General features: G+C 74.7%; 23 protein-coding genes and 1 tRNA gene. 17 read left to right on the forward strand and 7 right to left on the reverse strand.

Annotation, left to right across the window (positions count from 1 at the left end; genetic code table 11):
* Nucleotides 1-30 precede the first annotated feature (30 nt).
* Complete coding sequence (locus KIT14_18520; GenBank protein MCW5892513.1) at nucleotides 31-2196, forward strand: cation:proton antiporter; 2166 nt, start codon at nucleotides 31-33, stop codon at nucleotides 2194-2196.
* Nucleotides 2197-2205: 9 nt separating this feature from the next.
* On the opposite strand, the gene KIT14_18525 is transcribed toward KIT14_18520, so the two are convergent.
* Complete coding sequence (locus KIT14_18525) at nucleotides 2206-2478, reverse strand: hypothetical protein (protein ID MCW5892514.1); 273 nt, start codon at nucleotides 2476-2478, stop codon at nucleotides 2206-2208.
* A 423-nt stretch (nucleotides 2479-2901) separates the two neighbouring features.
* A tRNA-Arg gene (locus KIT14_18530) sits at nucleotides 2902-2975 on the reverse strand.
* A 248-nt stretch (nucleotides 2976-3223) separates the two neighbouring features.
* Here KIT14_18530 and KIT14_18535 point away from each other — a divergent pair.
* From KIT14_18535 to KIT14_18560, 6 genes are all read left to right on the forward strand, one after another.
* Nucleotides 3224-3523: a hypothetical protein gene (locus tag KIT14_18535; protein ID MCW5892515.1), complete on the forward strand. Its 300-nt coding sequence runs from the start codon at nucleotides 3224-3226 to the stop codon at nucleotides 3521-3523.
* A 176-nt stretch (nucleotides 3524-3699) separates the two neighbouring features.
* Complete coding sequence (locus tag KIT14_18540; GenBank protein MCW5892516.1) at nucleotides 3700-3936, forward strand: nuclear transport factor 2 family protein; 237 nt, start codon at nucleotides 3700-3702, stop codon at nucleotides 3934-3936.
* 145 nt (nucleotides 3937-4081) lie between these two features.
* Nucleotides 4082-5149, forward strand: coding sequence for a methyltransferase domain-containing protein (locus KIT14_18545; protein MCW5892517.1), 1068 nt, complete (start codon nucleotides 4082-4084; stop codon nucleotides 5147-5149).
* A 97-nt stretch (nucleotides 5150-5246) separates the two neighbouring features.
* The gene (locus KIT14_18550) at nucleotides 5247-5558 is read left to right on the forward strand and encodes a DMT family protein (protein MCW5892518.1); all 312 of its coding nucleotides are present in this window, start codon (nucleotides 5247-5249) and stop codon (nucleotides 5556-5558) included.
* 165 nt (nucleotides 5559-5723) lie between these two features.
* Nucleotides 5724-6020: a hypothetical protein gene (locus tag KIT14_18555; GenBank protein ID MCW5892519.1), complete on the forward strand. Its 297-nt coding sequence runs from the start codon at nucleotides 5724-5726 to the stop codon at nucleotides 6018-6020.
* Between the two features lie 33 nt (nucleotides 6021-6053).
* Entirely contained in the window at nucleotides 6054-6905 is an 852-nt protein-coding gene (locus KIT14_18560; GenBank protein ID MCW5892520.1) for a helix-turn-helix transcriptional regulator, read from the forward strand.
* Between the two features lie 6 nt (nucleotides 6906-6911).
* On the opposite strand, the gene KIT14_18565 is transcribed toward KIT14_18560, so the two are convergent.
* Complete coding sequence (locus KIT14_18565) at nucleotides 6912-7823, reverse strand: alpha/beta hydrolase (GenBank protein ID MCW5892521.1); 912 nt, start codon at nucleotides 7821-7823, stop codon at nucleotides 6912-6914.
* 125 nt (nucleotides 7824-7948) lie between these two features.
* On the opposite strand from KIT14_18565, the gene KIT14_18570 reads away from it, so the two are divergent.
* Both KIT14_18570 and KIT14_18575 read left to right on the forward strand, forming a co-directional pair.
* Nucleotides 7949-8875, forward strand: a complete 927-nt coding sequence (locus tag KIT14_18570; protein ID MCW5892522.1) for an endonuclease/exonuclease/phosphatase family protein — start codon at nucleotides 7949-7951, stop codon at nucleotides 8873-8875.
* Between the two features lie 68 nt (nucleotides 8876-8943).
* A complete protein-coding gene (locus KIT14_18575) occupies nucleotides 8944-9423 on the forward strand; it encodes a GNAT family N-acetyltransferase (GenBank protein MCW5892523.1) in 480 nt (159 codons plus the stop codon).
* Nucleotides 9424-9431: 8 nt separating this feature from the next.
* Here the strand turns inward: KIT14_18575 and KIT14_18580 are convergent, their stop codons facing one another.
* Both KIT14_18580 and KIT14_18585 read right to left on the reverse strand, forming a co-directional pair.
* Nucleotides 9432-9821: a PaaI family thioesterase gene (locus tag KIT14_18580; GenBank protein MCW5892524.1), complete on the reverse strand. Its 390-nt coding sequence runs from the start codon at nucleotides 9819-9821 to the stop codon at nucleotides 9432-9434.
* A complete protein-coding gene (locus tag KIT14_18585) occupies nucleotides 9818-10318 on the reverse strand; it encodes a PaaI family thioesterase (protein ID MCW5892525.1) in 501 nt (166 codons plus the stop codon). Before KIT14_18585 ends, KIT14_18580 begins: the two co-directional genes overlap by 4 nt.
* Before the next feature lie 120 nt (nucleotides 10319-10438).
* On the opposite strand from KIT14_18585, the gene KIT14_18590 reads away from it, so the two are divergent.
* The 4 genes from KIT14_18590 to KIT14_18605 all read left to right on the forward strand — a co-directional run bounded on the left by KIT14_18590 (nucleotide 10439) and on the right by KIT14_18605 (nucleotide 15235).
* Nucleotides 10439-11197, forward strand: coding sequence for an SDR family NAD(P)-dependent oxidoreductase (locus KIT14_18590; GenBank protein ID MCW5892526.1), 759 nt, complete (start codon nucleotides 10439-10441; stop codon nucleotides 11195-11197).
* Nucleotides 11198-11201: 4 nt separating this feature from the next.
* Nucleotides 11202-12677, forward strand: coding sequence for an FAD-binding oxidoreductase (locus KIT14_18595; GenBank protein MCW5892527.1), 1476 nt, complete (start codon nucleotides 11202-11204; stop codon nucleotides 12675-12677).
* Complete coding sequence (locus KIT14_18600; GenBank protein MCW5892528.1) at nucleotides 12674-14392, forward strand: hypothetical protein; 1719 nt, start codon at nucleotides 12674-12676, stop codon at nucleotides 14390-14392. The genes KIT14_18595 and KIT14_18600 overlap by 4 nt, the downstream gene beginning before the upstream one ends.
* An 87-nt stretch (nucleotides 14393-14479) precedes the next feature.
* Nucleotides 14480-15235, forward strand: coding sequence for a hypothetical protein (locus KIT14_18605; protein MCW5892529.1), 756 nt, complete (start codon nucleotides 14480-14482; stop codon nucleotides 15233-15235).
* A gap of 14 nt (nucleotides 15236-15249) precedes the next feature.
* On the opposite strand, the gene KIT14_18610 is transcribed toward KIT14_18605, so the two are convergent.
* Nucleotides 15250-15765 carry a helix-turn-helix domain-containing protein gene (locus KIT14_18610; GenBank protein MCW5892530.1) on the reverse strand — a complete coding sequence of 172 codons (516 nt, stop codon included), beginning with the start codon at nucleotides 15763-15765 and terminating at the stop codon, nucleotides 15250-15252.
* Between the two features lie 119 nt (nucleotides 15766-15884).
* Between KIT14_18610 and KIT14_18615 the strand changes: the two genes are divergently transcribed.
* The 4 genes from KIT14_18615 (at nucleotide 15885) to KIT14_18630 (ending at nucleotide 20252) form a co-directional block, all read left to right on the forward strand.
* On the forward strand, nucleotides 15885-16259 hold the full coding sequence (locus KIT14_18615; protein MCW5892531.1) for a cupin: 375 nt from the start codon (nucleotides 15885-15887) through the stop codon (nucleotides 16257-16259).
* A 31-nt stretch (nucleotides 16260-16290) separates the two neighbouring features.
* Entirely contained in the window at nucleotides 16291-17178 is an 888-nt protein-coding gene (locus KIT14_18620) for a hypothetical protein (GenBank protein MCW5892532.1), read from the forward strand.
* Between the two features lie 38 nt (nucleotides 17179-17216).
* Nucleotides 17217-17780, forward strand: coding sequence for a thioredoxin family protein (locus tag KIT14_18625; protein ID MCW5892533.1), 564 nt, complete (start codon nucleotides 17217-17219; stop codon nucleotides 17778-17780).
* A 150-nt stretch (nucleotides 17781-17930) separates the two neighbouring features.
* Complete coding sequence (locus KIT14_18630) at nucleotides 17931-20252, forward strand: matrixin family metalloprotease (protein ID MCW5892534.1); 2322 nt, start codon at nucleotides 17931-17933, stop codon at nucleotides 20250-20252.
* Nucleotides 20253-20347: 95 nt separating this feature from the next.
* On the opposite strand, the gene KIT14_18635 is transcribed toward KIT14_18630, so the two are convergent.
* Nucleotides 20348-23062, reverse strand: coding sequence for a hypothetical protein (locus KIT14_18635; protein MCW5892535.1), 2715 nt, complete (start codon nucleotides 23060-23062; stop codon nucleotides 20348-20350).
* Nucleotides 23063-23076: the final 14 nt, after the last annotated feature.

Here is a 23076-nt window from a genome sequence, read left to right on the forward strand (position 1 = left end):
AGTGGGAACGGGTAGGGTGGCGCACCCTCCATGCGCTTCCAGGCCCTCGACGAGCATCAGCTCCTGGTCTTCTGGACGCAGCTGCTCGTCCTCGTGCTGGTGGCACGCGGGCTCGGCGGCGTCGTCCGCCGCTTCGGTCAGCCCGCGGTGATCGGCGAGCTCGCGGCGGGCGTGATCCTCGGCCCGTCGGTGCTCGGCGTCATCCTGCCGCAGGCCTGGGACTGGCTCTTCCCGCCCGATCCGGTCCTCGCAGGCGTCATGAACGGCGTCGCCTGGCTCGGCGTCTTCCTGCTCCTGATCCTGGCCGGCTTCGAGACGGATCTCGGGCTGATCCGCCGGCTCGGCCGCGCCGCCGCCTGGGTGTCTGCCGGAAGCCTGGTCGTCCCGCTCGGCTTCGGGCTCGCGGTCGGATGGGCGATGCCGGAGCGCTTCCTCGGACGGGCCGAGGATCGCCTCGAGTTCGCGCTCTTCATGGCGACGGCGCTGGCCATCTCGGCGCTGCCGGTCGCGGCGAAGGTGCTCTCCGAGCTCGATCTCATGCGTCGCAACTTCGGGCAGCTGACGCTGGCGGCCGGCATGGTGAACGACGTCGCCGGCTGGGTGCTGCTCGGCATGATCGCGAGCATGGTGCAGTCGGGCGGCGTCGCCGCCGCGCCGCTGCTGGTCACGCTCGGCGGGGTCGCGGCGTTGGCCCTGGCGTCGTTCACGCTCGGGCAACGGGCGATCGACGCGCTGCTACGCGACGTGCGCCGGCATCGCGGCGGCGTCGTCGGCGCGCTGACGGTCGTGCTGCTCGTCGCCCTGGCCGGCGCGGCGCTGGCGCAGGCCATCGGGCTCGAGGGCGTGCTGGGGGCGTTCGTCGCCGGCATTCTGCTCGGCCGCTCGCGCTTCCAGGACAGCGAGGTGTACGCCTACCTCGAAGCGATCACGCTGGCGTTCTTCGCGCCGCTCTTCTTCGCGCGCGCCGGGCTGCGCGTCGAGCTCGGCCTGCTCGCCGACCCGGTCGTGCTGCTGTGGGTGGTGCTCGTGCTGGCGGCGGCGAGCGCCGCGAAGTTCCTCGGCGCAGCGATCGGCGCGCGCTTCGCAGGCCTGTCGCCGCGCGAGGGCTTCGCGCTCGGGGCGGGCCTCAACGCACGCGGTGCGGTCGAGATCGTCATCGCCAGCGTCGGGCTCGGGCTCGGCGTGCTCTCGCCCGCGTCGTACACGGTGATCGTCCTCCTCGCGATCGCGACGTCGATGATGGCGCCGGTGCTCCTGCGCGTCATCGTGCGCGACTGGCAGGGCTCGGCCGAGGAGCAGGAGCGGCTCGGGCGCGAGCGCATGCTGGCGCAGAACGCGCTCGTGCGCGGCGAGCGTCTCCTGCTGCCGAGCCACGGCGGCCCCAACTCGATCCTCGCCGCGCACATCCTCGGCGCGGCGTGGCCCGACGACGTCGAGGCCACGGTGCTCTCGGTGGGCGACGTCGAGGCGGCCGAGGTGGCGCCGGTGCTGGCGGCGTTCGGCGCCCGGCCGGTCGAGCACACGCATCTTCCGGGCACGACGCCGCTCGCCGGCATCGTCGCCCAGGCGCGGCTCGGCTACGGCGCCATCGGTGTCGGCGCGACGGATCGCCGCGTCGCCGGACGGCTCGTGTCCCCCGTCGTCGACGACCTCCTCGGCGCGAGCCCGCTCCCGGTGCTCATGGTACGCCGCGGCGCGCACGCCAACGGTAGCCTGCCGACCTTCCGTCGCATCCTCGTGCCCGCGATCGGGACGGTCGCGGCGCGGGCCGCGCAGGAGGTCGGGTTCGCGCTCGCGCGCCGCATGGACGCCGACGTGCTGCTGGCGCACGTGCTGACGGCGCCGCGATCGGCCGTGATGCCGTCGCTGTGGCCGTTCCGCCGCCGCGCCGACGAGGCGCCGGCGGACGAGCGCATCGCGGTCGCGAACGCCGTTCTCGACGAGGCGGCGGCACGCGCCCGCGCGATGGGTGTCCGCATCGAGCCGGTGCTGCGCCCCGGCACGTCGGTGGCCGAGGAGCTCTTGGCGCTGGCGCGCGAGCGCGGCGTCGACCTCGTCGTGGTGACGGCCAGCCTGCGCCAGCTGTCGGGCCGGCCGTTCCTCGGTCACGGCGTCGAGCACCTGCTCGAGGAGGCGGAGAGCACGCTCGTCATGGTCGCGACGCCGCCCGGATGGGGCGGCGCTCGCACCGCCTGAGGCGGGGTCTCAGGCGCCGGCGCCGCCGCCGCGGCGTACGAACACGACCGTGGCCCAGTCCGGGCGCTCGCCGTCGTCGCCGTCCGGCGGCGCGGACGCCGGCAGCGAGCCGAGCACGCTCGCCGCCTCGTGCGCCAGCGTCTCGAGCGGCCCCGCCAGGCGGTGGAGCGGCTCACGCGCCTCCGACCCCGCGAGCGTCGCGAGCCGGTCTGCGATCGTGCGCAGCAGCACCACCGCCGCGTCTCGCTGTCCCTCGATGCGCCTCGCGGCCAACTCGTCCATGTCAGCCCCTTTCCCCCGGCGCGGAGGCGTACGCCCCGTGGCCGACCGCGTCAAGACGCGTCATTCGACGCCGCGACGGGGTGGCGGCACGGCGGGCGCGTGCCGCAGGTGGCGCGACAGATCGCCGACCAGATCGACGTGGATCGTGCGTGAGGCGAAGCGCCATCCGCGCCCGTCGCGGACGAAGGCGTCGTCGTACCGAGGGTCGCGGCCCCCGACGCGCCCGCCGACGCCGGTTCGACGTCTTCGACGTCGAGGGCGCGGCCCCCGCAGACCTGCTGGCGGTGACGCGGCGCAGCCCGTCGCTCGCGTTGCACGGCCTCGAGGGGCACGCCGCCCGGTCCGTCGTGTCCCTGCCGTCGAATCACGGCGGATCGACGGCGGTGCTCGGCGGGAGCCCGACGGCAGGGGCGATTCGTCTAGTGCGCCCGGAGGGAGTCGAACCCCCAACCCTCAGGTTCGAAGCCTGATGCTCTATCCGGTTGAGCTACGGGCGCAGCGCGGAAGGACGCGGGCTTAGCAGCGGCGCACCCGACGCGGCAACCCCGTTGGTAGAACTTGCGCGAGCGAGGCCGGAACCTACGCGGGCACAGGCCCGGATCCACGCGGGAAAGCCCTCGCCGGCCGTGGCATGCGCGTTGCTCAACCGTGCATGGCGATACCTCATCCCAGGCCCTACGACCCCGAGCCTTCCGCGGCGATGCCGACCGGTGCGTCGCCGCGACGTCACGTGCCCGCGTCGCGCGTGCCCGAGGCGGAGGCGACCACGGGCGGTGCGCGGCGGCTCGACGTCGCGCCCGAGCCGGAGTCGATGCCGGAGGCAGAGGGACACCAGTCGACCACCTCGTTCGCGATCGCCGTCGGGCTGGCGCTCCTCGGCGTCGTCCTGCTGTTCGTGAGTCCGATCCTCGGCGCCGCGGCGCTCGGCTTCAGCGTGGCGGCGCTGCTCTGGGCGGCGTACGGGCTCGGCATCGAGGCGTGGCGCGCGGAGCGTCAGATGCGACGCCGGCCGCACCCGAGCGCTCCCGACGGCATGCCCGAGTAGCGCTGCGTCTTGCCGGCTCCGCCGGCACCGACATAGGCGCCGGCGGAGCCGATGTCCGATTCCGACGCCCACCGCGCGATCGCCGCGCTCGTGTACGCCTATGCCGAGCGCATCGACGCCGGTGACCTCGACGGCGTCGTCGATCTCCTCGCCGAGGCGTATGGTGCTCGGCGGCGGTGCCCGGCGGCGTGCGCGGTCGCGACGCCATCCGCGCCCGCTACGCCGACGTGCTGCTCTACGACGGCGTACCCGCGACCCAGCACGTGGTGACGAACCTCGTCGTCGACGCGCACGGGGACGACGCCACCGCGCGCTCGCGCTTCACCGTCTTCCAGGCGTGTCCCGACTTTCCGCTGCAGGCGATCGTCACCGGCGCATCTTTGTGGGCTGACGGCTCGTCCCGTCGAGGCTAGTCCCATGGCGGGAGGTCGGATGGCCGGGACCGTGAGCGCGCGCATGCGGGGTTGGTGGGAACGGTGGCGGCGCCAGACCCCATCGAGCGTGCTTGCGGCAGGGGGCCCGGTCGTGGTCGCCGCGGCGGAACGAGTCGTCGATCGGGTGCGCCGCCACGGCGCCACGTGGATCAGCGAGGAGAGCACCGTCGCGAGGGTGCTGGCGATCCGGCGGCACGCGGGCCGTGCGGCTCGCGCGGCGGAGCTGGTGGTCGAGGCCCCGTTGGTGGCGCGCGCGTACCGCTACGCCGCCGTGCGCATGGACGCTCCGCCGTCCGCGAGCTTCGCCCGGCTGTCGTGGTACGGAACGGGCGGGCGTGCCCAGGTCGTGTGGCGGCTCGGGTCGGGTTCCGCGACGTGGGTCGTCGACCTGCGCGGCACCGCGTGGGACGGGGCAGGTGCCCTGGCGCGGCTCGAGGTCGCCGCGGATGTCCGGGACGGCGTGCGCCTCGAGTGGTGTGCGCTCCTCGGCGACCTCGGTCAGCTCGGGGGCGGCGACCTGCGCTGGGACCTCGCGTCGCGGCATCTCCGAGGGGTCGGCGTCGAATGCGGCGCGCTCCAGCATCCGCTGCCGTTGCCGCCGCAGGCGCGTGTTTTCTATCTCGACCGCCTGACGGCCGCCGGCGCGCGCGCGGACTATCCCGAGCTGGACGGTCATCCGCTGACCGTCCCGAACGTCGTGGGCGATGTGCAGCGACTGCCGTTGCGTACCGCCAGCGTCGACTTCCATGTCGGCAATCATCTCCTCGAGCACGCGCGGGATCCGATCGGCGGGCTCGAGGAGATGCTCCGGGTGGTGCGCCCGGGGGGTGTTCTGTACGTGTCGGTCCCGGACTGCGCCAATCCCCTCGATCGCCTCCGTCCCGTGACGCCGTTCGAGCATCTGCTCGCGGACCACGAGGTCGAGCACGATCGTGCGGCGGAGGATGCCGCGCACTACCGCGAGGCGCTGCGGAGCGCCCACCCGACGATGGCACGCGCGGAGCTCGACGATTTCGTCGGCCGGATGTGGGCACAGTCCTACAGCATCCACTTCCACACCTTCGACGAGCCTGCCTTCCGCGCGCTCCTACGCTGGGTCGGAGAGCGGTGCGGGGCACGCGTCATCGAGTTCGCGCGCAATCCCGGATCCGAGTTCGACGAGTACGTCGCCTGTCTGCGCCGCGTCGCCTGATCGTCGCACCCGCACGCGTCCCGCCGCGGGCGGCGCGGCGGCTGCCGCATCCCCGCCGGCCTGCTAGACCCGTCGCGTGACCAAGCTCCTCCTCACCATGCTCCTCCTCGTGTGCTCGAATCTGTTCATGACCGCGGCGTGGTACGGGCATCTGCGCTTCGCGAGTGCACCGGTGGTGGTGGCGATCCTGGTCAGCTGGGGCATCGCGCTCTTCGAGTACTGCTTCCAGGTGCCGGCGAACCGCATCGGCTACCAGGTCGCGTCGGCCTATCAGCTGAAGATCATCCAGGAGGCCGTGTCTCTGCTGGTCTTCATGGGCTTCGCGGCGTTCTGGCTGGGGGAGGGGCCGCAGCCGAAGTACGTCCTCTCCTTCCTGCTCGTGCTGGCAGCGGTGGCGGTGGCGCGATGACACGTCGGGGGCTGACAGCGCCTGCGACGGGGGTAGGCTCGGCGGCGTACCGGCAGGCGGCTGCCGGGTCGTCGCGTGCCGCGCGATCATCTGCATCGGGTTCTGCTCGTCGGCTGGCCGGCGGACGTTCGCGCCGCCCACGACCTCGTGTTTCGACGCCACGGGGTGGGTGTCCGGGTCGCGGACGGCGAGACGGAGATGCTGGCCCGCCTCGCCGATGCCTCGCCCTGCCTCGTCCTCCTGTACCTCGGCCCGTCTGTCGATGCGGCCACGCATCTTCGCCGGCGCATGCTCGTGCACGGCCACGCGGGGGTGCCGGCTGCCTTCGTCACGACCTCGCGCTATCCGCCCCGCCCGCCGCCGGACCTCGGCCTCGTCGGCGTGCTGTCGCTCGACGACGCCATCGACCTGGCCGCGGCCATCGCGACCTGCTGCCGGGTGCGCACGCGCGACCGGGGTTGAGGGGGACGCGGTGCCCGCACTACAGTCGGACGCGTGGCCGTTCGCGTGACGACGCACGCCGCCCCGACGGGCGGGTTCCGCTTCTGCGAGGCCCGCTTGCCGCATCTCGCCGGCGTGGCCGACGTGCTGTGGCACTTCGCGGGGCCCACGACCGCGGCGCGCAAACGCATCCTGCCGAGCGCGACCCTGGAGCTGCTGGTGAACCTCGGCGATCCGTACGTCGCCCACGAGCGCGACGGCGACCGCACCCTGCGGTGCGCGTGGGTCGCGGGCGTGCACACGACCGCCGCGGTGTGCTCGCAGCCCGCGCGGCAGGACGTGCTGGGCGTGCGGCTGCGTCCCGCGGCGGCGGCCGCCGTGCTCGGCGTGCCCGTCGGCACGCTCGCCGAGCGGACGGTCGCTCTCGACGACGTCCTCGGCCGCGAGGCCGGGGCGCTCGCCGAGCGCTGCCACGCGGCGCGCTCGATGGAGGCGCGACTGCGCGTCGTCGCCGACTGGGTGCAGGACCGCGTCCGCAAGGCGCACTCGGTGGCGCGGCCGATCGTGTGGGCGACGGCGGAGATCGTGCGGCGCGGCGGGGCGGTGCCGATCGCGGAGCTGCGCGAGGAGACGGGGTTCTCGAAGGCGCGCCTCGTCGGCGGCTTCCGCGAGCACGTCGGCGTGTCGCCGAAGGTCTACGCCCGGCTCGTGCGCTTCCGCCGCGTGAGCGAGCTGCTCCAGCGCGGCGGCATGCCGCTCGCCGAGGTCGCGCTCGCGGCCGGCTACTACGATCAGCCGCACATGACGTCCGACTTCCATGCCCTGAGCGGCCTCACGCCCACGGCGTTCCTGGCCGCCCGCCACCCGGTCGGCGACGGCTCGACGGCCCGCGACGCCGTCGGCTGAGCTCGCTCAGCGCGGCAAGCCCTCGCTCGCGAGCCAGCTCTTGATCGTCTTCGTGACCAGCGCCGGTGCGTCGTGCTGCACGAAATGCGCGGCCTCCGGCACGGTGACCAGCGTCACGCCGCGCGCGACCCAGTTCCACATGCCGTCGAGACAGTCGGCGAGCAGGAACTGATCGCGCAGACCGTGAATGACGAGCGTCGGCATGGTCACCGCCGGCAGCGGCAGGTCGGCGTACGGCGCGCGCGGGTAGTTGGCCTTGTAGTAGGCGACCATGCCTTCGAAGCTCGAGCGCCGGAAGGCCTCGGCGTAGCGCGCGCGCACGGTGGGGTCGGCGAACCCGGATGCGAGGCTCTCCGGGGTGAGCCCGAGGTGCGAGCCCTCCTGCTGGAAGAACCGGGCGTAGGCGCTGTTCGCCTCCTGCCGCGGGTTCTCGCGCAGCTCGCGCAGGAGGCCGCGCGGGTGCGGGGAGTTGAGGATGATGAGACGCGTCGTCATCTCGGGGCGCGTCATGGCGAAGCTCCAGGCGACCGCGCCGCCCCAGTCGTGGCCGACGACGATCGCTTCCGTGGCGCGGTTCGCGCGGATGACGGCGGCGACGTCGTTCACGAGCAGGCCGAGAGCGTACGATGCGACGCCGCTCGGCTGACCGCTCAGGTTGTAGCCGCGGAGGTCCATCGCCACGACGCGGTAGCGCCGCGAGAGCGGGGCCATCTGGTCGCGCCACGAGTACCAGAAGTCCGGGAAGCCGTGGATCATGACGATCAGCGGCCCGCGTCGCCCGAGCGCGGCATAGTGGATCGGGACGCCGTCGCTGTCGGCGTAGCCGTGGCGGACGCGCGTGAAGACGTCGCTGCGCGGCGCGGCCGCGGCCGAGGCGGCGAGGACGAGGGCGAGGACGACGACGAGCAGGGCACGCATCGGGCGAGACCTGTAGCACGCCGTGCCCGCGCACGGGGATCTCGGAAGCCCGAGCGGTCGGAGCGCGGGTGCGAACCCCCCGGCGCCGCTTGCACAGGCGGGGAGCGCACGGCAGCTTCGGCCGGATGCGCGGGGGGCGGGGGCGACTGGTCCTGGCGACGGCCGTCGTCGTGCTCCTGCGTGTGGTCGCGGCGGCCGCGCCGCTGCGGGTGGCCTCGTTCAACATGCTCCACGGCGGGCTGACGTCGGCCCTGGGCGGCGACGGCGAGCGCCTCGAGGATCGCCTGCGGCTGGCGAGCGCCGATCTCGCCGGGCTCGATCTCGACGTCCTCGGCCTCCAGGAGGCATCGGTCGCCCGCGACCGGGGCGACATGGCGGCGCGGCTGGCCGCGGCGCTCGGCATGCCGGCGGTGGTCGGCGCGCCGCCGCTCACCTGGTTCGACCGGCTGACGGCGGCGGTGCTGCGGCTCTCCGAGGGACCGGCGCTCGTGAGTCGCCATCCCCTGATCGCGTCGCGCGTGTGGCCGCTGCCGCGCTGCGGGGACAGCTCGGCGCGCAGCCTCGTCTGCGGTGAGGTCGCGGCCCCGGGCGCAACGGTGACCGTGTGCTCGACCCACATCGACGGCGGCGCCTGCCAGCTCGCGGCGCTCGCCCAGCGCATCGCCGCACGCTGCCCGACGACGCCGCTCGTCGTCCTGGGCGACCTGAACGCGACCCAGCACGCGCCCGCCGTCGTCCAGCTGCTCGCCGTGACCGGGCTGCGCGACACGTTCCGTACGGCGCATCCCGACGAGCCGGGGGCGACCGTCTGGCAGCCGGTGACGAGCGAGCGCTCCACCGTCCATCGCCGCATCGACTACGTGTTCGTCGCGCCGGGCGGCGGCGTCGACTTCGACGTGCGCGACAGCCGCGTGGTGCTCGATCGCCCGCATGCGACGCCGGCGGGACCGCTGTGGCCGTCGGACCACCGCGCCGTGCTCGCGGAGCTGGCGCCGGTGCCCGCACCGGCGCCGGCGTCGCCGCCGCACTGCGTGCGCCTCGGCGGCGTCTGATCCGGCGGCGGCCGGTGCTCCGGCGCCGGCGGTTGGCGGTCGCGCCGCGCGTCGGGCATCGTCGCGCCATGTCGGTCTCCCTGCGCCATGCCTGTCCCGACGATGCGACCACGATCCACGCGCTCGTCACCGCTCTCGCGGTGTACGAGCGGGAGCCCGACGCGGTCCGGGTCACGCCCGAGATCCTGCGGGCCCAGCTCGGCGCGCCGCAGCCGCCGTTCGAGTGCCTGCTCGCCGAGGACGACGGCGTCGTGTGCGGCTTCGCGCTGTTCTTCTCGACTTACTCGACCTGGGTGGGGAAGCCGGGGCTCTGGCTCGAGGATCTGTTCGTGTTGCCGGCGCATCGGCGCCGCGGCGTCGGGCGGCTGCTGCTCCAGCGCCTGGCGCAGCTCGCGGAGGAGCGCGGCGGCGGGCGCCTCGAGTGGTCGGTGCTCGACTGGAACGCGCCGGCGCTCGCCTTCTACCGCGAGCTCGGCGCGCAGGCGATGGATGCGTGGACGATCCACCGCGTGCACGGCCCGGCGCTGCGCGCGCTGGCCGCGGGCTGACCGGCGTCTCAGAGCAGGAAGTTGCCGATGCCGGCCGCGACCGGCTTGGCGGGATCGTCCTGCCAGGCGACGACGCGGACGTTGGCGATGCGCCGCCCGTGCTTCACGATCGCGGCACGCCCGCGCGTCGTGCGCGGCCCGACCGAGCGCAGGTAGTCGACGGCGAAGTTGATCGGCTTCGGCACGCGCTGCGTCTCGCCCACCGCGAGCAGGCCGACGAGCGCGGTCAGCTCGAGGAACGCGCCCACGACGCCGCCGTGGATCGCGGGCAGGGCGGCGTTGCCGACGAGGTCGTCGCGGAACGGCAATACGCAGACGATGCCGTCGGCGTCCTCCTCCACGCCGACGTCGAGGAAGCGGGCATAGGGGATGTTGTCGAGGGCGTCGCGCGGCTTCATGCCGGCTCCTTGTCCGCGCGCAGCGCGCGCGCCACCGGGCTGAGGCTCGAGTTGGCGCCCAGCATGAAGGTCGCGAGGCAGCTCGCGAAGGGATCGTCGGGCGTGACCTCCCATGCGGCGGCGCGCACGAAGGCGACGTGACGGGTGAGCTTGTAGCAGTGCGCCTCGCCGACGAGCGCGTGGTCGGGCGCCGCCGCGCGCAGGTAGTCGACGCGCAGGTCGAGGGTCGCGATCGCGGTGAGCTCGGGCAGGCTGCAGAACACGGCGAGCCCGCTCGCGTGGTCGACGAGCGTCGTGATGGCGCCGCCGAAGACCACGCGCCGGACCGGATCGCCGATCAGCTCGTCGCGCCAGGGCAGCCGCACGCGCGCCATGCGCGGGCCGACGTGCTCCACGACCATCCCGAGGCGGCGGCAGTGCGGGATGTGGTCGATCAGCTCCTGGCGGCCGTCGCCGAAGAGCTCGGCCAGCGCCAGGCGTTGCTCCGGAGGCGGCACAGCTGGACGCGAGTATCGTTCGGCCGTCGGCGAGGCAACCCGCGCGGTCGGCGGCGGCCGCGGCCGACCGACGGCCGCGCGGCTTGACCCCCGGGGCCGGGTCGGGGAACTTCGGGAACGGTGCAGCATCCCTGGCGACACGCCCTCGTGGTGGGGGCCTCCTCCGGCATCGGTGCGGCGGTGGCCCGGCAGCTGGCGGCGGGCGGCTGCCGTGTCGCGCTGGTGGCGCGACGGCAGGCCGAGCTCGATGCGCTGGCGCGCAGCCTCGACGACGCCGGCGGCGGGGCCGGCCCGCGCGCACTGGCGTTCGCGCACGACGTCACCGCCTACGACGAGGTGCCCGAGCGCTTCCGCGCCATCTGCCGCGAGCTCGGCGGGCTCGACCTCGTCGTCTACGCGGCGGGCGTCATGCCGCGCATCGCCCCCGACGAGTACACGTTCGCGAAGGATCGCGAGACCGTGGCGGTGAACGTCCTCGGCGCGATGGCCTGGCTCAACGAGGCCGCGCAGCGCTTCGAGGCGGCGGGGACGGGGACCATCGTCGGCATCGGCTCGGTCGCGGGCGACCGCGGGCGGCGCGGCAATCCCGCCTACCACGCGTCGAAGGCGGCGCTCGACACCTACCTCGAGTCGCTGCGCAACCGGCTCGCGCGGCACGGCGTGCGCGTCGTCACCGTCAAGCCCGGGCCGGTCGACACTCCGATGACGCGCGGCATGGATCGCCTGCCGTTCCTCGTGCCCGCGGACGACGCCGCGCGCGACCTCCTCGCCGCCGCGCGACGCGGCGTGCGCACGGCCTACGTACCGGCGCGCTGGCGGCCGATCATGTTCGTCCTGCGCAACATCCCGTCAGCGATCTTCGAGCGTCTCGACCTCTGAGCCGATGCACGCGCCCCTCTCCCACCTCGCGTCGGACCCGTCGGCGCTGAGCCGCGACCGCCTCCAGCGTGTCGCCGGCTGGGGCGGTGCGTCCAGCGCGATGAGCTGGGTGTACCGGCCGACGACGCTCGAGGGCGTCCACGCGGCGCTCGCGGCGGCGCGCGCGCACGGCCTGTCCGTCGGGCTGCGCGGCGCCGGGCAGAGCTATGGCGACGCGTCGCTGAACGGCGAGAACGTCACCCTCGACCTCTCGCGCATGACGCGCATCCTCGACTGGAACCCGGACACGGGCGTGGCGCGCGTCGAGCCCGGGGTGACGATCCGCCAGCTGTGGGAGTACGCGGTCGAGGACGGGTGGTGGCCGATGGTCGTGCCGGGGACGATGTTCGTCTCCCTCGGCGGCGCCGTCGGCGCGAACGTGCACGGCAAGAACGCCTGGAAGGTCGGCCCGATCGGCGACCACGTCCACGCCGTCGACCTGCTGCTGCCGAGCGGCGAGCAGCGCACGCTCACGCGCGACGCCGACCCGGAGCTGTTCCGCGCGACCATCGGCAGCTTCGGGCTCCTCGGCGTGGTCACCAGCGTCACGCTGTCGCTGAAGCGGGTGTACTCGGGCCAGGTCCTCGTCGAGGCGGCGACCGCGCCCCACCTCGACGCGCTGGTCGACGCGTTCGAGGCGCGCGCGCCCGAGGCCGACTACCTCGTCGGCTGGGTCGACCTCTTCGCGCGCGCCCCCGCGCTGGGGCGCTCCGTCATCCACCAGGCGAGCTATCTCGCTCCCGGCGACGATCTGCGGCCGGCGCGCACGCTGCGGCGCGAGAGCCAGGAGCTGCCGCCGACGCTGTTCGGCGTCGTTCCGAAGACGGTGCTCGGCCCGCTCATGCGCCCGCTGCTGAACGATCTCGGCGCCCGCCTCGTCAATACCGCCAAGTACCGCCTGAGCGTCGCGCAGGGGACGCACCGCTTCCTCCAGCCGCACGCCGCCTTCCACTTCCTGTTCGACTACATCCCGCAGTGGAAGCGCGCCTACGGGCCGGGCGGGCTGATCGAGTGGCAGTGCTTCCTGCCCGCCGCGGCCACGCGGGCGACGCTGCGCGAGATCGTCGAGCGCATGCAGCGTGCCGGCGTGCTGCCCTATCTCGGCGTCTTCAAGAAGCACCGCCCCGACGCCTTCCTCGTGAGCCACGGCGTCGACGGCTACTCGCTCGCCTGCCACTTCAAGGTGACGGCGTCGCGGCGGCCGGCGCTGTGGCGGCTCTGCCGCGAGCTCAACCGGGTGGTGATCGAGGCCGGCGGCCGCTTCTATCTCGCGAAGGACTCGACGCTCGAGCCCGGCGACCTCGAGCGCTCGCTCGGGGCCGGGTCGGTGGCGCGTCTGCTGGCGCTGAAGCGCACGTGCGACCCGGAGACGCTGCTCCAGACCGAGCTCTTCCGCCGCCTGTTCCCCGACGCCCTGCCCGTCGCGCCGTCGCGCGCATGACGGCGCGGCCGTCGGCGCGCATGACGGCGGGGGCGTGGGCGGCGCTCGGGGTGCCGCTCCTCGCGGGGCTCGTCTGGTGGACGTGCGCGCCGGTCTGGCAGCACCCACAGCTCGACCCGGACGACTATCGCTATCTCGCCATCGCGGCGGCGCCGGACGCCTCGCTCGGCTCCGGCTGGGTGGTCGAGAACCGCTGGGACCACCTGTGGTGGGTCGATGCGGCGCCGGTGCGTTTCTTCCGCCCCGCCGTGATCACGAGCTTTCGCCTGGATCATGCCCTGTGGAGCGCCGGCTCGGGCGGCTTCCAGGCGACCAACGTCCTGCTGCACGCGCTCTGCGCGCTGCTCGTCGTCGCCGTCCTGCGGCGCTGGTGGGGTTCGGCGCCGGCCGCGTGGCTCGGCGGACTCGTGTGGGCGAGCCTGGCCTGCCACGCCGAGACCATCTGGTACCTGTCCGGGCGGACCGAGACGCTCGCCGCGGCGGGCTTCCTCGGCGCGCTCGCCGCGCAGGCGCAGCCGCGACCGGCCGTGCGCGTGCTGGCGCCGATCGGCTACGCGCTCGCCCTGCTGTCGAAGGAGCTGACGCTCGCGCTGCCGCTGGTCGCGCTCGCCGCCGATCGTTGCATCCTCGGCCGCGGCCCCACGCTCGGCGCGCTCGTGCGTGCGGACCGCGGGCTCTACGCCGGCTACGCGGCCGTGCTCGTCGGGTGGGCGACGCTGCGGCGCTGGGCGCTCGGTCCCGAGGGTACGGGCATGCTGCCGTTCCCGTATTTCGTCGCGCCCGATGCACCGGGCTTCGCGGCGCACGTCACGACCCAGCTGCGCAGCTATGCGGCCAACCTCGTCGCCGGCGACCTGACGCCGCCGTTCCTCCAGCCGGCGCAGCTCGACGCCTGGCTCTCGCCGGCGGGGCGCTGGCTCGCGCCGGTCCTGGCGGCGGCGCTGCTCGCGAGCCAGGTCGTGCGGCCGGCGGGCCGCGTGCTCGTCGGACTGGGCCTCGCCACCTGGTTGCCGACCGCGCCGGTGTACGTGAGCGAGCGCTACCTCGAGCTGCCGTCGTTCGCCGTCGTCGCGGCGCTGGCGGGAATGGTCGCCGGCCTCGCTCGCCGGCGCGGCGCAGCGGGGGCGCTCGTCGCCCTCCTCGTCGCCTGGGCGCTGCTGCAGGCGGGCGAGCTGGCGCGCAAGAACCGGGTGATGGCGGAGGTGCCGCGTGCGCCGGCGGCGGTGGCGGCGCGCCTCGCCGACCTCGGTCCGGCGCTGCGCGACGGCCGCCCGCTGCTTTTCGTCGACTTCCCCGGCGACTGGGTGCATGCGCAGTTCCTCGAGGATCAGCTGCGGGTCGATTGGCGGCAGCCCGCGGTGCGGGCGCGGGTGCTCGCACCGATGGGACCGCCGTGGCGCGAGCCGGCGCCCGCGGTCACGCCCGAGGGCGCGGCGCGCCTGCGGGTGCGCGCGGCCGGGGCGCTCGTCGACCGCCGCGAGCAGCTCTTCCCGACCGTCCCGCTCGTCGACGGTACCCGGATCGCCGGCCCGCACCTCGGCCTCGACGTCACCATCGTCGACGGCGACGGCGCGCGAGCCCGGGCGATCGTCGCCGATCTGCCGACGCCGGTCGCCGACTGGCACGTCGTGCGCTTCGTGCCCCCCGCGGGCGCGGAGCCGGACACGACGCCGGGCTACGTGATCCTCGGCGGCCGCTTCGAGCTGCTGCGCTGAGCCGGCGCGGCCGATGCTCCGGCAGCAGCGGTCGGGACGGCATTGCGACTCGGCCGGGCGTCGCGTAGGACGGCCAGTGGGGCTGCCATGGGGCAGGGATGGGTCGGGTACGGGGTGTGGGGGGTGACCGCGCTGGCGCTCGCGCTCGGCGGCTGTGCTGCGAAGCGCCCGGTGCTCGAGGTCGAGTCCAACGTCACCAACGTCTGGAGCGGCGATCAGCGCCAACGGGCGGCCGCGGGCGAGACAGGCGAGGCGCCGGCAGAAGGCCTCGGGAGCGGGCCTGCGGCCGGCGGAGCCGGTCCCACGGGTGCGGTGCCGGCGGCGATCGCGCCGGGCGCCCCGACGGAGGTGCCCGCGTCGGCCGGCTGGACCGTCACCGCGGGCAGCGCGGCCGGAGGCCCGATGCCGGCCGCGCCGGAGCCGTCGCGCATGATGCCGGGATATCCACCCGGCTTCGCCGATCCCGAGGCCGTCGCGAGCGACACGGCGGTGCCGGCGCCGGCGGCCGCTTCGGCCACCGTGGGCCGGACCGCACCGCCGCCGCCGGGCGGCGCGGACATCGCGGCCCCGGTCGAGGCGCCAGGGCAGGGAGCGGGCGCGCCGGGTGGGACGGCGTCGGTCCCCGGCTTCCCGGCCCAGAGCGGTACGCCCCAAGGCGGCGTGCCCCGGGACGCTCCCGCCCAGGCCTTTTCGGCGCACGGCACGCCGGCGCAGGCGATCCAGGTGCGCGGCTGGCAGACGCCGGACGGGCGCGGCTGGGCACGTCCCGACCGCCGCCCGGCGGCTCCCGCTGCTGCGACGGCTCCGGCCGTGGGGCCAGGCGCCGGCGCGGGCGCCGACTGACGGCCGGGTCAGAATCACGGTGCGGCAGGCGCATCGGCGCCGCGCAGGTGGGTTCCAGCGCTGTCCACGTCGGCGGCGGGCATGGAGCGCATCGCCTCGGCGGTCGCGCGTACGACGTCGAGGAACGTGTTCCGGCGGCGGGGATGCACGCGGTGCCACAGCTCCATGTACTCGGCGAGGTGCGGTGCCTGGAGCATCCGCAGCCCCCCCACGTCGTCGAGCGTCTCCAGCACACCGCTGCGCTCGTGTGCGAGGGCGGCCTGCGCGTCCGCCGACAGCTGTCGTGGGTCGATGCGGGCGAGACACTGCTGGAACGCCTGCTGGATGCGCACGACGACCATGAGCGGCGTCGACAGCCCGCGTCCGCCTTCGAGGCGGCTCACCGCACCCTGGCTCACCCCGGCGAGACGCCCGAGCTGCTCCTGCGTCAGGCCGAGCAGCGTGCGCAGCCGCCGCGTGCTCGCCCCGAGGCCGTGCATCCAATCGCACCACCGCTCCGCCTCTTCCCGGGATCGGATCCGTCGTGCCATGGGCCCGCTTTGTCGCGCCGGGCGTGGGCCGGCAAGACGCAAACGGACGCGCGACTCTACATAGGTCGGTACTAGCGCGATCGCATGTCGCGCCCGCGTGGCGCGTGCTAGAGCGAGGCATGCCGACCCGTGCCCCGACCCTCGTCGCCGCGCCCACCCGCATCGTCGCCGCCGGCAACAAGCCGAAGGACATCGACGAGTACGTGGGTCGCGTGACGACCGGGACCGCGGGCGTCAGCGTCGCGCACATGCGGAGCCCCGCCGGCTGGGTCGAGCCGGGGCAGACGCCGGCGTTCGACGAGTACACCCTCGTCCTGCACGGCATGCTGCGCGTCGAGCACCGCGACGGGGCGCTCGAGGTGCACGCCGGCCAGGCGGTGATCGCCCATGCCGGCGAGTGGGTGCGCTACGGCTCGCCCGCCCCCGGGGGCGCCGAGTACGTCGCCGTCTGCCTGCCGGCGTTCTCGCCCGACACCGTGCACCGGGACGGTTGAGTCGACGGCCGTCGGACGGCAGGGACGAACGGTGGGCCGGCGCACGCTCCTCGGATACGCCGCGCTCGTCGTCGCGGCGCTCGCGCCCACCGCGGCGGGCGCGCAGGCCGTGTACATGGAGCCGGTGCGCGCCCGCCTGGTGGCCGACGTGCGCGCGGTCGAAGCCGGCCGGCCGTTCCGCGCCGGTGTGCTCTTCGAGGTGCAGCGCGGCTGGCACGTCTACTGGCGCAATCCCGGCGACAGCGGCCTGCCCACCAAGGTCGTGCTCGGCGCGCCGAACGGCTTCGCGGTCGGCACGCTCGGTTGGCCGCTGCCGCAGCGGTTCACGCAGCCCGGCGATCTCGTCGGCTACGGCTACGCCGACCGTCTGCTGCTCGCCGCCGCCGTGACGCCGCCGGCGACGCTCGCGGCCGGCTCGACGGTGGCCCTCACCGCCGACGTCGGCTGGCTCGCGTGCGCACAGCTCTGCCTGCGCGGCACGAAGCAGCTGACGCTCGCGCTGCCGTCCGCGCCCGCCGCAGCGAGCGACGACGCGCCGGCATTCGCGACCTGGGCAGCAGCGCTGCCGATCCCCGCCGCCGAGGCGCGCGACACGGTGGAGGTCGCCTCGCACGGCGCCATCCCGTCCGACGACACGGAGGGCACGGTGACGACGACGCTGCGCTGGCACACGCCGGTCGCCGACGTCGAGTGGTTCCCGCCCGGCGACCGCGCCCTGCTGGTCGCCGCGGCGACCAGCCGCACGACGGGCGATCGCACCGAGCTGGTGTTCCGCGCCCGCCGCGTCGCCGGCCAGACGCCCGACGCGCGCGTGCTCGACGGCGTCGTCACCTGGCGTACCGTGGACGGCGGGCGCCGCGGCGTCGTCGTGCCGCTGCCGCTCGACGCCACCGCAACCAAGGAGGGTCCCTCGTCATGACGACATTCCCCGGGTTCGATCGCGCCCGCCGTACGGGCATGGTGCTGCTGCTCGCGCTGGCCGTCGCGCTGCCGGCGCACGCGGCCACCGTCGGACAGCCGGCGCCGGCGTTCACGCTCAGCGATCAGGACGGTGCCACCGTCGCGCTCGAGTCCTTCGCCGGCAAGGTCGTCGTCCTCGAGTGGACGAACCCGGACTGCCCGTTCGTGAAGCGTCACTACCGCACGAAGACGATGACCACGCTGGCCGAGCGCTTCGGCAAGGAGGGCGTCGTCTGGCTCGCGGTGAGCAGCACGGCGACGCTCGACCCGGCGCGGCTGCGCACGTGGCGCAGCGAGGAGGGCATCACGTACCCCATCCTCGACGACCGCGCCGGCACCGTCGGCCACGCCTACGGCGCCAAGACGACGCCGCACCTGTTCGTCATCGATCCGAAGGGCGTGCTCGTCTACGCCGGCGGCATCGACGACGACCCGGCGGGGGAGAGCGGCGACAAGGCGACCAACTACGTCGCGCTGGCGCTCGAGGACGTGACCGCCGGCAAGCCGGTGCGCACGCCGGAGACGAAGCCGTACGGCTGCTCCGTGAAGTACGCCAACTGACGCGGTCGCTCGGCGGGCGGGTCCGGGACGCGGGCCGCGCCGGCGTCGCGCCGGTGACGGGCGGCGCGTTCTGGTCGGTCCCGGTGGCACCGGCGCCCCGCGCCCACGTGCTGGTGCGGACGGCATGGTTCCTGCTGCCCGCATTCGCCGATGCGGTGCATGCGCGGCGGCGGGCTTCCGCTGTGGCTGCTGGCGTGGCTGCTGGTCGCGGTGCCGGCGGCGGCCAGCATGCTCGTACCGATGTCGGACGCGGACCTGCTGGCGGCCTCCGATCTGGTCGTGCGCGGCACCGTGCGCCGCATCGAGACGGTCGCGCTGGCGGACGGGCGGGTCGTCACCGAGACGGTGCTCCGCGTCCGCGACGTGCTGAAGGGCCGCCTGCGGCGCCAGAAGATCGTCGTCACCCAGCCGGGCGGCTGGCTCGCCGAGCGGCTGGTGTGGATCCACGGCGCCGCGGAGTTCGCGCGCGGCGAGGACGCGATCGTCTTCCTGCGCCGCACCCGCGACCGCCGGCTGCGCACCACGGCGCTCGGGCTCGGCAAGTGGCACGTCGATGCCGCGGGCACGGCGTGGCGGACGATCCCGCGGCGCGAGCGGCGGAGCGCGGCGGCGTTCCTCGCCGAGCTGGCGCGCGCGGGCGCGGCGCAGCCCGCCGCCGCGGTCGTGCCCGACGGCCGCGTCGTCGCCGCGGGCGACCGCCATGCGACGGCGCGCTACACCTTCCTCGGCAGCCCGCCCGGGCGCTGGCCGTCGCCCAAGGTGGTCTTCACGCAGGGCCCGCTCGATCCCGTTCTCGGCGCCGCGCTGACCACCGGCGTGGTCGCGGATGCGCTCGCCGCCTGGAACGGCGTCGCCACGGCCGCCCTGACGCTGTCGACGAAGGGCCTCGCGCCGGCGCGGAGGTCGGTGGCCGGCGGCGTGTGCGACGGCGTCAGCGTGATCCAGTTCGGCGACCCGCTCGACGAGATCGACGATCTCAGCCCCGGCTGCACGGGCGTCCTCGCCGTCGGCGGCTTCTGCGCGTCGGCCACGCCCAGCGTCGTCGGCGGCACGACGTTCCGCACCATCACCGAGGGCGACCTCACCATGAACGACCGCCTCGGCGTCTGCTTCACCGCCGCCGAGGTGGCCGAGGTGGTGACGCACGAGCTCGGCCACGCCATCGGGCTCGGACACTCGTCCGAGAACCCGAAGGAGGCGAACGCCGCCCTCGCGAGCGCGACGATGTACTTCCTCGCGCACTTCGACGGCCGCGGCGCGGCGCTGCGCGCCGACGATCGGGCGGGCGTGACGGCGATCTATCCGGGCCCCGCCGCAGGCGCGCCGGACGCCGACGGCGACGGCGTTCCCGACGCCGCCGACGCCTGCGCTGCGACGCCGCCCGGCGCGGCGGTCGGCGCCGACGGCTGTGCCTGCGCCGACGCCGGGCACCCCGGCTGCGACGACGGCTCGGCCTGCACCGCCGACGCCTGCAACCCGGCGAGCGGCGCCTGCGTGCACACCGCCGTCGCCTGCGACGACGCCGATCCGTGCACCGCCGACGCCTGCCACGCAGCGCTCGGCTGCACGCACGTCCCCGTGCCCGACACCGACGGCGACGGCCTCTGCGACGCCATCGACGACTCCGACGGCGACGGCGTCTTCGACCTCGGCGACCGCTGTCCCGACACCGCGCCGGGCAGCGTCGCCGACGCGACCGGCTGCGCCTGCGCCGACGCCGGCCATCGCGGCTGCGACGATCGCGACGCCTGCACCGCCGACGCCTGCGATCCGGCGACGGCCGGCTGCACGCACGTGGCCCGCAGCTGCGCCGACGACGACCCGTGCACGGCCGACGCCTGCGATCCCGCCGCGGGGTGCCGGCACACGCCCGTCGGCGACACGGACGGCGACGGGCTCTGTGACGCCGAGGACCGCTGCCCGCGATTGCCGAACGCGTCGCAGGACGACGGCGACGGCGACGGCGTCGGCGACGCGTGCTCGTGCAGCGCGGCGCGGCCCGGGGTCTGCGTGCCGGCGGGCGGCAAGGCTTTCGTGCGCTGCCTCGTCGAGTGGCGGCCGGCGGCGCCCACGACGCTGCGCCGCGGCCTGCCGGCGGGCCGCGTCGTGTGCCGCGACGGCGATCCGGCCTGCGACGCCGACGCGCTACCGGGACAGTGCACGCTCGTGGCGCAGCCCTGCATCAACAACGTCGACCCGCGCTTCCCGGACTGCGTCGCGCTGGCGACGAGCCGTCTCGCCCTGGTGGGCGCGAAGGGCGCGCGGGGGCGGCGCGCGGCGGACGCGGCGCTGGCCGTCGCGCTGGCGGCGGCGATCGATCTGCGTGCGCAGACGCCGAACCAGTGCGGCGCACCGCTCTCGCTCGTCGTCCCGACGCGGGGCGCACGGCCGGGCAAGCGCGTCGTCGCACTGCGCGCCGAGACCCGCACCGGCCGCGCCACCGCGACGCTGCGGCTCACCTGCCTGCCCTGAAACGACGAACCCCCGGGCGCCGTGCGGCGCCCGGGGGCCCGGGTTCGGGGGCGGAGGACGTCCTCCGCCCGGGTCAGTGACCTACGGGCACCGGCCTACTTGCACTTGAGCGTGCTGCCGCCGGCGAGGGTGCACGACGGCACGGGCGGCGGCCCGGGGAAGAAGGCCTCGCCGCACTGGCCGCTGGCCGCGAAGGGCGGATCGAAGATCACCGTCACGGTGACCGGGATGTTGGCCGGCAGTACGCCGTAGGAGCCGTTCTTGCCGGAGATGCCGACCTTGAAGAGGCCGGGGGTCTTGGTGATGTTCTTGATGCTGATCTTCTGGATGCCGCCGACGAGCGGCACCGGGTTGCCCGCGTTCTTGTACGTGAACGAGGTGCCGGCCGCGTTGGCCTTCCATCCCGAGCGGGTGGAGACGTTGTAGGCGCCGCCCGGGATCGTGGCGTCGACCACCACGCTCTGGGTGTTGTCGGTGACGAGGATGCGCACCCCGTTCGCGACCGGATCGATCGTGGGCGCGAGCGGGACGTTGCCGAAGGACGTCTTGAACTTGAGCTTGTCGTCGCCGGGCGGCGTCGACAGCTTGGTCACCGTCAGCTTCGGCTTGATGGCGCCGGTGGGGGCGACGTTGGTGCACGGGTCACAGGCGTCGCCGCGCCCGTCGCCGTCCCCGTCGGCCTGGAGCGGATCGGGGATGGTGGGGCAGACGTCCTGCGCGTCGCAGGTGCCGTCGCCGTCGCTGTCCGGCAGGCCGGTGTCGGCCGGACAGGTCGTGCTGCTGCCGTCGCAGGTCTCGGCGACGTCGCAGGCGTCGGCGGCGGCGCGGCAGACGAAGCCGCTCGGCCGCAGGGCGTCGGCCGGGCAGTCGTTGCCCACGCCGTCGCAGCTCTCGGCGACGTCGCAGGCGCCGGCGGCGCCGCGGCAGACCGCCGTGCTCTTGGCGTCGGCCGGACAGTCGGCGCTCGAGCCGTCACAGGTCTCGGCGACGTCGCAGACGCCGCCCGCCGCCCGGCACTCGGTGCCGTTCGGCGAGAGCAGGTTCGCCGGGCAGACGGGGTTGGTGCCGTCGCAGGTCTCGGCTGGATCGCAGGCGCCGGCCGAGGCACGGCACTCGACGAACGCCCCGGCCACGCTGTCGGCGGGGCAGTCGTCGCCGACGCCGTCGCACGACTCGGCGAGGTCGCAGTCGCCGGCCGCCTCACGGCACTCCGCCGTGCTCTTGGCGTCGGCCGGACAGGTCGGATTCGTGCCGTCGCAGGCTTCGGCGACGTCGCAGACGCCGGCGGCGGCGCGGCACTCGGTGCCGGCCGAGACGACGACGTCGGCGGGGCAGTCGTTGCTGACGCCGTCGCAGCTCTCGGCGACGTCGCAGCTTCCGGCCGCGGCGCGGCACTCGCTCGTGGCCTTCAGGTCGGCCGGGCAATTCGCCGACACGCCGGTGCAGTTCTCGGCGACGTCGCAGACGCCCGCGGCGCCGCGGCATTCGACCGAGCTGGGGACGAAGGCGTCGGCCGGACACGCCGGGCTCGAGCCGGTGCAGGTCTCGGCGACGTCACAGACGCCGGCCGAGCTGCGGCAGGGGAAGCCGTTCGGCCGCAGCTGATCGGCCGGGCAGGCCGCGCTGGAGCCGGTGCAGGTCTCCGCCGGGTCGCAGATGCCGGCCGACGGGTTGCAGACCGTTCCGGCGGTGACGAAGGCGTCCGCCGGACACGCGGCGCTGGAGCCGGTGCAGTTCTCGGCAAGGTCGCAGATTCCCGCCGACGCCCGGCACTGCGTCGAGGAGGAGAGGAAGCCGTCGGCGGGGCAGTCGTCGCTGACGCCGTTGCAGCTCTCGGCGACGTCGCACACGCCGGCGACGCCGCGGCACGGGGCCGTGCTCTTGGCGTCGGCCGGACAGGTCGCGCTCGAGCCGGTGCAGGTCTCCTGGAGGTCGCAGACGCCGGCCTGCGCGCGGCAGACCTGGCCGGCGGTGCGGAACTGGCAGGTCGCCGTGCAGCAGGAGCCGCTGGTGCCGTTCGCGGGCCCCTGGTCGCACTGCTCGGTGACCGGGCCGACGTTGTCGATCACGCCGTTGCCGCACAGGGAGGTGTACGTGATGGTCACGAAGTGGCCGTCGTTCTCCAGCGTGCGGCTCGGATCGCCCGGATAATCGCAGGCGCCGCAGCTCGTGGTCGTGCCGTTCTGCTGCCCCATGCGGACGGAAGCCTCGCACGAGTTGGAGCGCACGGCGCCGCTCCAGGTGAAGGTGAGGGTGTGGCTCTTCCCGACGCCGTTGCTCAGGGTGTGGATCACGGCGTTCGCCGTCTGGCTGAACGGCAGCGTGGTCATGCCGCCGCCGTTCGAGATGACGCCGGGGTCGGCGATGCTGAGGCTGCCGCTGGTGATGGTCCCGTCGTTGGTGAGCGCGCCGGTGATTCCGGTCGTGTCCGACGCCCCGTCGCAGCCGGGGGCGTCGTCGTTGCGCTGCATGATGCCGACGCGGGACTGGGCCACGTCGAGGCGGTACCCCCCGGGGGCGACCGCGTTGAAGGTCACGCGATGGCTCGCGTTGCCCGAGGTGTCGCGCGTGCTGCCCACGCCGACGTCGGCGTTGATGTTCCAGGCATAGCGGCTCCGGACCGTGGTCCCGGTGTTCGTCTGCAGGGCCGACGAGAACCCGCAGAAGCCGTCCGAGTTGTTGCTGCCCGTACAGGTCGAGCCCGTCGTCGACGATACCGCCCCGGACATCTGCGCCCACGACGGCGCGCCGAACGCCAGCAGGGCGGTCGCAACGACGACCCAGCCGGTCCCCCCCATGTGCTTACGCATGCCCATGACCTCCC

It is taken from the genome of bacterium (genome assembly GCA_026129405.1).
Taxonomy (GTDB): domain Bacteria; phylum Desulfobacterota; class Binatia; order DP-6; family DP-6; genus JAHCID01.

Excerpts from the sequence above, each read along its gene's own strand:
- KIT14_18525 (MCW5892514.1), bottom strand. The coding sequence starts at position 2,478 with ATGGACGAGTTGGCCGCGAGGCGCATCGAGGGACAGCGAGACGCGGCG.
- KIT14_18550 (MCW5892518.1), top strand. The coding sequence starts at position 5,247 with ATGCTCCTCCTCGTGTGCTCGAATCTGTTCATGACCGCGGCGTGGTAC.
- KIT14_18600 (MCW5892528.1), top strand. The coding sequence starts at position 12,674 with ATGACGGCGCGGCCGTCGGCGCGCATGACGGCGGGGGCGTGGGCGGCG.
- KIT14_18520 (MCW5892513.1), top strand. The coding sequence starts at position 31 with ATGCGCTTCCAGGCCCTCGACGAGCATCAGCTCCTGGTCTTCTGGACG.
- KIT14_18595 (MCW5892527.1), top strand. The coding sequence starts at position 11,202 with ATGCACGCGCCCCTCTCCCACCTCGCGTCGGACCCGTCGGCGCTGAGC.
- KIT14_18605 (MCW5892529.1), top strand. The coding sequence starts at position 14,480 with ATGGGGCAGGGATGGGTCGGGTACGGGGTGTGGGGGGTGACCGCGCTG.
- KIT14_18635 (MCW5892535.1), bottom strand. The coding sequence starts at position 23,062 with ATGCGTAAGCACATGGGGGGGACCGGCTGGGTCGTCGTTGCGACCGCC.
- KIT14_18565 (MCW5892521.1), bottom strand. The coding sequence starts at position 7,823 with ATGCGTGCCCTGCTCGTCGTCGTCCTCGCCCTCGTCCTCGCCGCCTCG.
- KIT14_18625 (MCW5892533.1), top strand. The coding sequence starts at position 17,217 with ATGGTGCTGCTGCTCGCGCTGGCCGTCGCGCTGCCGGCGCACGCGGCC.
- KIT14_18575 (MCW5892523.1), top strand. The coding sequence starts at position 8,944 with ATGTCGGTCTCCCTGCGCCATGCCTGTCCCGACGATGCGACCACGATC.
- KIT14_18630 (MCW5892534.1), top strand. The coding sequence starts at position 17,931 with ATGCGGTGCATGCGCGGCGGCGGGCTTCCGCTGTGGCTGCTGGCGTGG.
- KIT14_18615 (MCW5892531.1), top strand. The coding sequence starts at position 15,885 with ATGCCGACCCGTGCCCCGACCCTCGTCGCCGCGCCCACCCGCATCGTC.
- KIT14_18610 (MCW5892530.1), bottom strand. The coding sequence starts at position 15,765 with ATGGCACGACGGATCCGATCCCGGGAAGAGGCGGAGCGGTGGTGCGAT.
- KIT14_18580 (MCW5892524.1), bottom strand. The coding sequence starts at position 9,821 with ATGAAGCCGCGCGACGCCCTCGACAACATCCCCTATGCCCGCTTCCTC.
- KIT14_18570 (MCW5892522.1), top strand. The coding sequence starts at position 7,949 with ATGCGCGGGGGGCGGGGGCGACTGGTCCTGGCGACGGCCGTCGTCGTG.